Annotated in this window: 9 protein-coding genes and 3 pseudogenes; 4 read left to right on the top strand and 8 right to left on the bottom strand. The window is 41.8% G+C overall.

Annotated features, from left to right (window positions below; translation table 11 throughout):
- Nucleotides 1–352: 352 nt before the first annotated feature.
- Nucleotides 353–665, top strand: a pseudogene (locus FKN16_RS24645) (hypothetical protein); the annotation flags it as partial.
- Between the two features lie 167 nt (nucleotides 666–832).
- Here FKN16_RS24645 and FKN16_RS23405 read toward each other — a convergent pair.
- The 5 genes and pseudogenes from FKN16_RS23405 to FKN16_RS23380 form a co-directional block, all read right to left on the bottom strand.
- The gene (locus tag FKN16_RS23405; RefSeq protein ID WP_033905382.1) at nucleotides 833–1,036 is read right to left on the bottom strand and encodes a hypothetical protein; all 204 of its coding nucleotides are present in this window, start codon (nucleotides 1,034–1,036) and stop codon (nucleotides 833–835) included.
- A 441-nt stretch (nucleotides 1,037–1,477) separates the two neighbouring features.
- Nucleotides 1,478–1,690, bottom strand: a complete 213-nt coding sequence (locus tag FKN16_RS23395) for a cold-shock protein (protein WP_033905381.1) — start codon at nucleotides 1,688–1,690, stop codon at nucleotides 1,478–1,480.
- 560 nt (nucleotides 1,691–2,250) lie between these two features.
- A pseudogene (locus FKN16_RS23390) lies at nucleotides 2,251–2,421 on the bottom strand (IS481 family transposase); the annotation flags it as partial.
- A 120-nt stretch (nucleotides 2,422–2,541) separates the two neighbouring features.
- Nucleotides 2,542–4,016, bottom strand: a pseudogene (gene ltrA / locus FKN16_RS24810) (group II intron reverse transcriptase/maturase).
- Between the two features lie 1,190 nt (nucleotides 4,017–5,206).
- Nucleotides 5,207–5,662: a GNAT family N-acetyltransferase gene (locus tag FKN16_RS23380; protein ID WP_074190780.1), complete on the bottom strand. Its 456-nt coding sequence runs from the start codon at nucleotides 5,660–5,662 to the stop codon at nucleotides 5,207–5,209.
- A gap of 898 nt (nucleotides 5,663–6,560) precedes the next feature.
- Between FKN16_RS23380 and ltrA (FKN16_RS23375) the strand changes: the two genes are divergently transcribed.
- On the top strand, nucleotides 6,561–8,033 hold the full coding sequence (ltrA, locus tag FKN16_RS23375; protein ID WP_170903650.1) for a group II intron reverse transcriptase/maturase: 1,473 nt from the start codon (nucleotides 6,561–6,563) through the stop codon (nucleotides 8,031–8,033).
- A gap of 331 nt (nucleotides 8,034–8,364) precedes the next feature.
- Here the strand turns inward: ltrA (FKN16_RS23375) and FKN16_RS23365 are convergent, their stop codons facing one another.
- On the bottom strand, nucleotides 8,365–8,772 hold the full coding sequence (locus FKN16_RS23365; RefSeq protein WP_074190834.1) for an OsmC family protein: 408 nt from the start codon (nucleotides 8,770–8,772) through the stop codon (nucleotides 8,365–8,367).
- A gap of 251 nt (nucleotides 8,773–9,023) precedes the next feature.
- Between FKN16_RS23365 and FKN16_RS23360 the strand changes: the two genes are divergently transcribed.
- Both FKN16_RS23360 and FKN16_RS23355 read left to right on the top strand, forming a co-directional pair.
- Complete coding sequence (locus tag FKN16_RS23360; protein ID WP_048626792.1) at nucleotides 9,024–9,296, top strand: DUF1778 domain-containing protein; 273 nt, start codon at nucleotides 9,024–9,026, stop codon at nucleotides 9,294–9,296.
- The gene (locus FKN16_RS23355; protein WP_048626791.1) at nucleotides 9,293–9,790 is read left to right on the top strand and encodes a GNAT family N-acetyltransferase; all 498 of its coding nucleotides are present in this window, start codon (nucleotides 9,293–9,295) and stop codon (nucleotides 9,788–9,790) included. Before FKN16_RS23360 ends, FKN16_RS23355 begins: the two co-directional genes overlap by 4 nt.
- A gap of 152 nt (nucleotides 9,791–9,942) precedes the next feature.
- On the opposite strand, the gene FKN16_RS23350 is transcribed toward FKN16_RS23355, so the two are convergent.
- Nucleotides 9,943–10,449 carry an AAA family ATPase gene (locus tag FKN16_RS23350; protein WP_074190833.1) on the bottom strand — a complete coding sequence of 169 codons (507 nt, stop codon included), beginning with the start codon at nucleotides 10,447–10,449 and terminating at the stop codon, nucleotides 9,943–9,945.
- A 31-nt stretch (nucleotides 10,450–10,480) separates the two neighbouring features.
- Nucleotides 10,481–10,710 (bottom strand): hypothetical protein (locus FKN16_RS24845; RefSeq protein WP_346341438.1); only part of this gene is annotated, 230 nt, incomplete at its 5' end.

The raw sequence follows: 10,710 nt of genomic DNA, 5'->3' as shown, positions 1-10,710 counted from the left end.
ATGCCCTCCGGCTATAGGTAAGGAATTTGACCTATGCAAAATTGAATGAGGTAGGTAGCGCTTAATCAACTAGAGTAAATTGTGTGCAGTTTACGATTAGTTACTAAGTGTTGCCTTAGGATAGGGACGGTCTATTTAAACTTCTAATATAATCAGAAATTATTAGCTTGTATGATTTCTAACTATATCTCAGCTCTACAGTAACCCCTAATTACTAGGCTCTTTTTATCACTAGCGTTATGCGACGTGTAGTTATGTGAGAGCATACATCTTTAACTATTAGTATAGGTTATTTATGTCCGCATAAGGACAGATTTGGTAGTTTTTCTACAACGGAACGAGCCTTGTAGAGAAGTATGAAACCAGAGGCGTAATAGAACATCTAGCCATTGTTGCTACCGGGGTCAGGTTTATGATGAATGGAAGGTCAACTGAAAGAAAACGTAAAATCTGGCGCAAGTTACATTTAGTCGTAGACACCAGCACAAACGAAAGGGCACATGGAGATCCTCGCATTGCTAGAAGCTCTACGGTTCAAATAGGAAGTGGAAAAAGCGCTATGGTTATGGCAAGTGCTCACTCTCCGAAACAGCCATGTATCAAGTGAAGTAGTTGCTGGGGGAGAAACTAAGCTCAAGAAACTTGCTCAAGTTGGTAAAACCTAGGCCATGATAAAAGTGCTCAACAACCCCGCCTCTCTTACGTAACTTTATGTTCAACACCAGTGTAACACTTAAGACATCAATACTAAAAGAGGTAAGAGAGGTCGTAATTCTTAGTAGAAAAAGTTTGGGTAAATTTGATATAGAGTAGACGAAACTATTTCAAATGGTTAATTTTTATTAATGTATCGTTCAGCATTTGAAAATAATTTATCGCATAACTTATTTTGAACCATATATTCTTTTGAACCTACTTCCATAGATTCTAGAGTTTCTTTAGCTTCTTGATATTCTTTTACCATCATAGAAAATCGTTCTTCGAAGTTGTTTTTCTGCGTTTTTTTTATCGATTTCTTTCTTACTGGTTTTCTCATATAACTACTTACCTTATAAATCCCAAAGTTTTTTTTCTTCTCGTTCTAACAATATATCTTCAATTTTTTTTCTAATTTTATGAATACTATTATAATTATCATTTGTACTAGATCTTTTATTTTTTACCACTCTTGAGTTACTCTTAATCGATGGTTTTTTCAAAGGATAGCCTCCTTCTTTGATATGAGTACAAAAATGCCTCCGAAACCTCACGTATGAATCTTTGATTTTCAAGTTCACAAAATGAAAATAGAGGTCAAAGAAGCTGGTATTTTACCTAGTAAGAACATGGTTTTTTAGTACATCATTTTTTACCTATTTTCTGGTAACAGACCAAGAAATACCAATATTATTTTAGATTATTTTTTAGAGTCATCGGGCTGATTATTAAAATTAAACAAAAAAGACCTCGACTAACGAAGAGATCTTTTAAATAATTCTTATACTAAAGTAACGTTGTCAGCTTGTGGGCCTTTGTTACCTTGTTCAACATTAAAAGAAACCTTTTGGCCTTCAGATAATGTTTTGAAACCTTCTTCAACAATTGATCTGAAATGAACGAATAGGTCAGTACCACCGTCATCTGGAGTGATGAATCCAAAACCTTTAGTTTCATTAAACCATTTTACTGATCCAGTTGTTTTATTTGACATAATATATCTCGACACATTGAATTAATAAAAAAGAAAGCTACTAAATAAGGAATGAAGAAAAAGGTATCGCAGGATAGATATGACGAACTTAATCGAATAAAAACTGAGAAGATCTTGAACTAAATGTATTATCAATAGCTCACTGTTTGAGCTTCAGATACTATACACTATGTGTAAATAATAGATATGCATTTCTTGATTAAAATTTTATTATCTATTAAATCAATCACTTACAGGGAGGAGCATAGTAAAAAAATGGTACGTCAGATTAAAATCTACGGTATCATTAGAGTAATTATTGCAAACAGATATTCGATACAACAATGAAGCCTGTTTTTAACTTTGAAAGAGGCATAAACAAGTCAACACGATAAAGGAAAAGAGTTCGGATGAAAATAAGGAAGTGACAAAGGCAATAATTGACAGAACTGTTTTCAAAAAAAACCATAATCAGGAATAATAGAAGGAAAGTAACAGCTAGCACCGTAGTGATCAACTAAACTATAATAGTTCAGACATGATCTGACAGTTACACACTTTTCGACTCAGTGCCTGTCAAATTACGTCTGGGCTAGATTCTTTTCAGTCCAGATTGATTTCCCATCCTCTAATGTTTCTATTGGCATTCTGCCACAGCACATTTTTCCTTGATAAGTACGATGATTTTTGTAGTCCATCCATTCGTCCAGATCTTTTTGTAACTCCTCCATCGAACCATACAGTTTTTTCTGAACGTTATTTGTCGGATAGGCGACACCTGTTACCAGATGCCGCCCTCCTAAGAACCGTACGTGCAACTTTCACTGCATACGGCTCAAGCCTCCACTAAGGCGTTATTGTAACCCAGCAACTCACAAAGCAGTGGCGACAGGGTCAAACCATGAGTTACGACCTGTGTTTTTCACCTTACGTTCATTGAGAAAACCTTCCCAAAAAGGATCAAACGGGTTCGCTTGACTCATGATTTTTACATGTCGCTTAATTGGCATCTGACCGATTTGAAACAGTCGGATCACGCCATACAGTCCATCCTTTTTAAACCAGCCATGGAAAATCCATTGCCCTTGATAGTTTAGAAAGTACTTATGTGCGATCCATTTGCGCCCCTTGTTTGGGTGACGCCTGACTGACCATCGCCATAACGCTAGAAACATCTGGTGGCCAACATAGCCGAAGGTTTGTTTAGCAACACAATGGCGATAGTAATTCGCCCATCCTCGTAGTTTCGGATTCATCATCTTGATGAGATCGGCTACTGGGATTGTTGCGTGTTTTCTAATGAGGTCACGCATGTTTCGTAAGAATGATAATACGTTGGACTTGCTCGGTTTAATGAGCAATTTCCCTTTGTACTTTCTGGCGTTAAAACCAAGAAAGTCAAAGCCATCATTGATATGAGTCACATGCGTTTTCTCTTCAGAAAGCGTTAAGCCTCTTTCTTGTAAGAAAGCCATCAGTTGCGGCTTAATGTCATTCATAAGGGCTTCCTTTGAAGATCCTGTGATAACAAAGTCGTCAGCATAACCTATAAAGTTTACTCTGCTGCCTGTTTTGCGAGCGATAGACTTAGTTAACTTTTCTAGTCCGACAAGAGTAAGCAACATCAGGGTGGGTGAAATTATCCCGCCTTGTGGTGTTCCCTCTGCCGTTTTGTAGAACAGCCCCTTGTCTATATAGCCACATCCCAGCCATTGCTTGAGCATCCTTTTGTCTGTCGGGATATTATCCAAGTAGCCACTGGTGACCTATCTTGTCAAAACAAGCTTTGATATCCCCCTCAAGAACCCATTGTGCTGCTCCCTTTTTGCATAGGCATTTGAAGCACTGCTGTATTGCATCGGCTGCGCTTCGATTGGGTCTAAAACCATAGCTGTTAGGGTCGGCAATTGTTTCAGATATAGGTTCTAGTGCTAGAAGATGTAACGCTTGTTGCGCTCGGTCTATCATACACGGGATACCTAATGGTCTAAGCTTGCCGTTTTTCTTTGGGATATAGATTCTTCTGAGCGGTTTGGCCCGATAGCCTTTTCTGCTCAGTAAACTGACTGCCGCCATTCGACGTGCATCGGTGTTCCAGGTGTCGCCGTCAATTCCTGGCGTTTTACTGCCTTTGTTTTGTGATACTCGACGAACAGCGAGAAGCTTTGCTGTTTTCGAGTGAGTCAGTATCCACTGTAGTGCTTTCGCCTTACCGTGTTTACCTTCTCGGATTGCTTTTGCAATGCGCATCTGGATGCCTTAACACATGGCGCTCAACCGCTTTCCAGTCGATGGATTGCCATTGGGCGCTGCCAGAAGGGGCACTCACTTCATGAGAAGAGATCATCTGCGTTCCTTCTTAAATAAAGTTTTCCAAATCATCTTGCAATGGGAGACCAGTTGGAAGTGGGCACACTTTCGTGTCAGACATCCGTCTGTATCTGCAGCATTCGCTTTTTCCAACCTCCGTTACCAGCACCGCTATCGGCTCTCTTCACAGACAGCTTTCCCGAAGGAACGATACTGGCTTACCGTGTTCCGCATGTCGCGCAATATCAGGGTAGATGTCCACTATAATGCGGGGAGCCTGTCGATCACGAAAGAGCACTGTCCAACCTCTTTCCTACTCCCTTAGCCGTTTGGCTACAGCGTATTAACCACTTCCGCTGCTTCACGCATAACGCACCTTACATGGATTCACTTTCATTCATCATACTGATTCCCTAGCACTCACCCAATTCGTGGTTATCAGGAGGAGCATCCCCTCACGGTTTTGCTCCCGTTTGGCACAATTCCAAACTTCGTTACATTGTCAGGCTCGCTGCTTTATTCAGAGCCTTAGGGTCGTCTGGTGATACAAACGGTTCACTCTTATCGCGGTGAACAGAGCTTCATGCGACTTCACGTCGCACGGACAGAAACGTGTCATGCGTTTCGCTAAATTAGCAGCACATAAATTACTTGAAGTATTGCGTATCTTGCAAACCTGTTAGCCCAATTACCTCATGCTCGACACTAACTCAATCATGAAACCACGCTAGATGCTTGGTCACGCGACCGTTTAATCAAAACAACATCTCTAGATGTTCGATTATTGATAGCTGATAATCTATTAAAAACCTCTAGATGCGGATGGGTATGACTCAATAAACGAGGTGCGATCATCATACACAACTAACTCCGTCCCCCTAAATAGGTGTCCGCTGTTGGCAACACCTATTTTTTTCAACGTCAGAGCACCCGCCGAAAATAACTAAAGTTGTACGCGAAGATTTATATTAAAAATAGTGTACCTAAGCCTAAAATTCGACGAAACCAACCACATCCGTTACTGTAGTCAATATGACAGAAACTGATAATGCAGGGTCGATTTTTAGCGTATCTCAAATAACAGGGATAAAGATACCAGCGAGTGAAGCACTTATTATGTTTGTCACAATGGCCATCCTATGACGCTCCCCAACGTCATACTGTCAAACCAAAGACCCGTGATAACGCCAGTGACAATAGCCCAGAGTACATCATTCAGCACTCCCTTTAAACTCGTTTGTATATTGCTCTAACCATGAACTCTTTGTCTTCAAAGCTCTGCTCAACTACAAAGCCCAAACTTAAATATAATTTTTTCGCTCTCGGGTTATTTCTTTCAACTTCAAGTCGTAAGCACTTGTTTTCACTTTTTGAATGATTAATAAGATGCCGAAGTATCAAACTTCCCAATCCTATGCCTTGATACTCTGGCAGTAATTGTATACCACCTAGGAACAACTCGTTTTCTTCTTCGACCAAACGGAGTCGGCCGACGCTCTCACCAAGGTATTCTATTATGTAAGTTTTGCTGTTAGGAATAAGTCCATTTATTTCATTTAACACTCTGTTTCTTAACCTATTCATTGCTTCAAGGCTATCATCACCTTTACTTGAGGCAGACAAGGCATTGACTAGCGCTTGCACATCTTTTCGCTCTGCAATTCTTAAAGAAAACTCTTTCATTTTCGCATTCCTATCAGCAAGTAACATTATCTCACGGAGAATACCGACATTTGTAGGAAGTTCAACCAGCTAATCACAGATGAAGACAGTAGAGGAGTGATATAACGCTTATTAGCCACCTAACTGTGGTTTCACCTTCTTAAAATGCAGTTTTTCTCATTTGGTTTAATTAATAGTCAATAGGTTAAGTCAGGTGAACGAACATTAGTTTGCAAGATAGGCTTAATCAGGGGATGTTAATTTATCAGCTCGTTCGGATAATTTTTGGTAGGGGAAACGCACGTTAACAAGCATGTTATGAGCTTTTACTCTAAGAAGCTTTGGGGCGTGCGACGTGAAGTTGTATGAAGCGCTGTTCACCGCTCAACGAGTGAACCATCTGTATCACCAGATGAACCTAGGAGCCTGAATAAAGTAGCGGCTCTGACAATGTAACGAAGGTTGGTAGTTGCCGATCGGGATCTAAATCGTGAGAGGACGATCCTCTTGATAACCACAAGTCGGGTGAGTGCTAGGTAGTCAGCATGATGAACACAAGTGAATCCGCGTAAGGTGCGTTATCCTTCGAAACAGCGGAAGTGGTTAATACGCTGTAGCCAAAAGGCACGAGAGTTGGAAAGAGATTGCCCCATGCTCTTTCGTGATCGTTGAACTCTCCGCACCATAGCGGGCATCTAAACTGACATTGCGCGACATACGGAACACGGTAAGCCTGTATCACTCCCTCTGGGAAAGTCTCTGTGACCGATAGTGATGCAGGTAGAGGATGTTGGAAAAAGCGAAGGCTGCATTGTAACGATGCAGATACAGGCAAATGTCTGGCACGAAAGTGGGCTGACTTCCGACTGGTCTTCCGTTGCAAGATAATTTGAAGAACTTTATTCAAGGAGAAATGCAAATGATGATTTCAAAAGAGATTGGTGCCTCTCCTGACAGTGCTCAATGGCAATCCATAAACTGGAAAGCCGTTGAATCCCATGTTTTAAAGCTTCAGATGCGTATTGCAAAGGCAACACGAGAAGGTAAACACGGCAAAGCGAAAGCGTTGCAGTGGATACTGACTCACTCGCGCTCGGCAAAACTTCTTGCTGTTAAGCGGGTATCACAAAATAAAGGCAGCAAAACGCCTGGAATAGACGGCGTTATCTGGAACACAGACACGCGCCGTATGAAAGCAGTCAATCAATTGAGCAGAAAAGCTTACCAAGCCAAACCGCTCAAGCGTATCTACATTCCCAAGAAAAACGGCAAGCTCAGACCACTTGGTATCCCCTGCATGGTCGATAGAGCGCAGCAAGCACTTCATCTTCTTGCACTGGAGCCAGTATCAGAAGCACTTGCCGACCCTAACAGCTATGGATTCAGACCAAACCGCAGCACTGCCGATGCTATCGCGCAGTGTTTTAAGTGCTTAGCTATGAAACGATCTGCTCAATGGGTTCTTGAGGGAGACATCAAATCTTGTTTCGATAAAATCGGGCATCAATGGCTTATGGACAACATTGCCGTAGATAAACGCATGTTGGAACAATGGTTAAAGTCTGGTTTTATGGACAAAGGGCTGTTCTACCGTACTGACGAGGGAACACCACAAGGTGGGGTCATATCTCCGACCTTGATGCTAATGACTCTTGCAGGACTTGAGCAACGCATAAAGTCTACCGCACTCAAAAAGGGTGCTAGAGCCAATTTTATTGGATACGCCGACGATTTCGTCGTCACATGTGCTTCAAAGGAAGTGCTGGAGAACGATATCAAACCGTTGATCGCTGAGTTCTTAGCGGAAAGAGGCTTAACACTCTCCGAAGAGAAAACGCACATTACCCACATCAGCCGTGGTTTTGACTTCCTAGGTTTTAATCATAGGAAGTACAAAGGAAAACTGCTCATTAAACCGAGTAAATCCAACACTTTGATGCTCTTGAGTAACTTGCGCGAACTCATCAAGAAGCACGCAACCATCCCCGTTAACGATTTAATCAAGTTGATAACTCCGAAACTCAGGGGTTGGTCGAATTACTATCGACACTGCGTTGCAAAACAGGTATTCGGATATGTAGGCCACAAGCTATTCCATACTTTATGGCACTGGGCTAAAAGGCGTCATCCAACAAAATCTAGAACTTGGATCGCCCTTAAATACTTCATCAACCGTCAAGGTCAATGGCAATTTCACGGTTGGCAGAAGATCATGAATATGGATTGTCAGTTCAATCTGTTCCAAATAGCTAAGGTGCCAATAGAGAGACATGTGAAAATCAGGAGTGCCGCTACGCCTTTTGATCCTCAATACCAAGAATACTTGGCTAAGAGAAAATCAAAGAAGCCATGCCGTAACTCTTGGCATGAGCCTGCTCTCGCTGCTTTATAAGTTGCTGGGTGCCATCAGGTGCCTTTGTGAAGGCTTGAGCCTAGTGCGGTGAAAGTTGCACGCTGGGTTCTTAGAGGGACGACACTTGGTAACAGGTGTCGTCTACTCGACAAAGGTGTGTTTGCGAAGCTCTGCACCCGTACGTCTTTGGGCTGAACCTTGTCAGGTATATTACTAAAGTAGGATATAGCTGATTGGCTGAAACATGGAAAAGTAACGCCACATTAAGGTGTGAGCAACGCAATACCGATGCCGCCGCATACCACCTTAAAAACTAAAACCAACGCATAGTGAAAATGCCACGCGTTGCAAATCACTCTTGAACAGTTTATTAGTTGCAATTTTTACCCACTTCAGCTGAACAAGTGATATCGATCGTAGGGCTCAACATAAGACAAACATGACAATGCTTTTCCACCGCTTCTTGAGCTGCTCGCAAAATGTCAGACTCCTTAAAACCACTGCCATTTACTGTAAAGTGTAAGTTTGCCGATTTATATAAACGAGGTTCTGATTCCGTTAGGGCGAAAGTAACCGTATTTTCTAGGCCTTTAACTTCAAAACCTTGATCTTGCAGTAACAAGACGACATCCGTAGCACTGCATGAACCTAAAGCCGACAATAGAACTTCCGTTGGGCAAGGGGCTTTCTCAGTTGTAGCGTCAACATTAAACGTAAATCCGTCTTCAGTTGACACTTTAAAACGACAATCACCATCCCACTTTACATTAATACTCATACTTCCCTACTTTTTGATGTCACTATTGTTGATTGCACTTAACGCCCAATTAAGGTGTAAAGTACGTGACCACGGTACTTCATTTTACCACCGTAAACACTTAGCTAAACCCAAACCAAAAATGCCAAGCGTGCTGAATCACTCTTAAATTGTTTGTTAGTTTGCGTGCCAAAGTGACACAGAGATTGCTTATTGCACGCTTTAAGACCATAATACACATGTGACATTTTGACACAATAGGAGATAACATTATGGCTACTACTTTGCCTCGCATCACCGCTAGAGTTGATGTCGATACACAAGACTTACTGACTAAGGCTGCCGCGATAGCCGGCATGTCTAGCATCAACTCGTTTGTTCTAAGCGCTGCAATCGAAAAAGCTAAACAAGTCATCGAACGTGAGCAGGCTTTTAAACTGAGCCAAGCAGATGCGATGTTGCTCATGGAAGCTTTAGACCGTCCTGAAACACAGAACTCAAAACTAAAAGCTGCTGCTGATCGATACGAGAGCAAGATTCAATGATGAATACGGTACTTCTAGATAAAGCTAAACACGATAGAAACCGATTCAACTGTGGCATCGAAGCTCTCAATAATTACTTAAAAGTAATGGCGAGTCAGCAAGCAAAGAAGGACAACACCAGAACGTTTGTTTTGGAAGATGATAACGACAACTCACATGTCATAGGCTTTTACACGCTTACAATGACGCCAATTGAATTAAAGGCATTGCCCGATAAGTTACAAAAAAAGCACCAATCATCCACCTCTGGTGGTCTGATTGCCCGTCTTGCTGTCGATGACCGATACAAAGGGAAAGGCTTTGGGGAGTGGCTGCTTATCGACGCACTCAGAAAGCTATTAGCCGCTAGTGATAGCGTTGCATTTCCAGTTGTTATCGTTGATGCCAAAGATGGAGCAAAACATTTCTATGAACGCTATGGTTTTCAAGCATTTCAAGATGCTGAAAACAAACTCTTCATCACCATTGCAGATGTGAGAGCAAGCTTAGGCTAGTTAACCGCTAGCCTTTAGCAAACTCACGCCGCATTAAGTGGTGAACAACGCCACCACCAGACCTAAAGCATTGTGCCATAAATACTAAACTCACTTGAAGTGAAGGCGCCGAGCGTTGTGAATCACTCTTAAATTTATTGTTATATGCAATTTCACACGCCTAGCTTTTCAGTTAGTTCGGCGAAAGCTATTTCAATACTTTTACCTGTCGTGTCTATTTTGATTACATCGGCTTTCCAAGCTTCATAATGACGGTTCTGCACTTGTTTCCAGTCAGGTAATTTTAGGTTTGTTACTTCACTTCTACGAGTGATGACTCTTTGTTCGTGTTCACTGCTATCTGAGCAACTAATTTCAATATTGATGAATTTAGCCCCCACACTTTCTGCGACTTCCTGCCATTCGCGTCGCGTAAGCTCGATAGGATTACAAGAGTCTGAGATACAGCTAATCCCAAGCTCTAAATTGTCTCTGATTATACGATAGCTTAAACGATACCCTTCACCTTCAACTTTGAAGTTACAAAGATCTCGAAGCCCTTGCTCTACTGTATCAATGCGAACATACGTAGCACCCACTTTAGCCGCCAACAGCTTAGCAAGAGTCGATTTACCTGAAGCTGGGAGACCCGAAAATATGTATAAAATAGGATAATTCAATTGACCTCCGTTCCTTGCATATAACGCTCTGTTAAGGTGTGAGCAACGCAATACCGATGCCGCCGCATACCACCCTAAACACTAAAACCAACGCATAGTAAAAATGCCACGCGTTACGAATCACTCTTAAACGCTTTGTATGGATAATAAGTACTCCAATCGGGTAAGGTGAGACCCAGACTTTAGCTGCAACTAAAGTTCTTCTATCTGGTAGTTCGATTGAACGATGGCTCCTCAATTGAGAGACCGGTAACAAGTACG

Source organism: Vibrio sp. 11-4(1) (genome assembly GCF_013048625.1).
Taxonomy (GTDB): domain Bacteria; phylum Pseudomonadota; class Gammaproteobacteria; order Enterobacterales; family Vibrionaceae; genus Vibrio; species Vibrio diabolicus.
The sequence above is the reverse complement of the archived record's forward strand: the minus strand, read 5'-3'. Positions and strand labels throughout refer to the sequence as shown.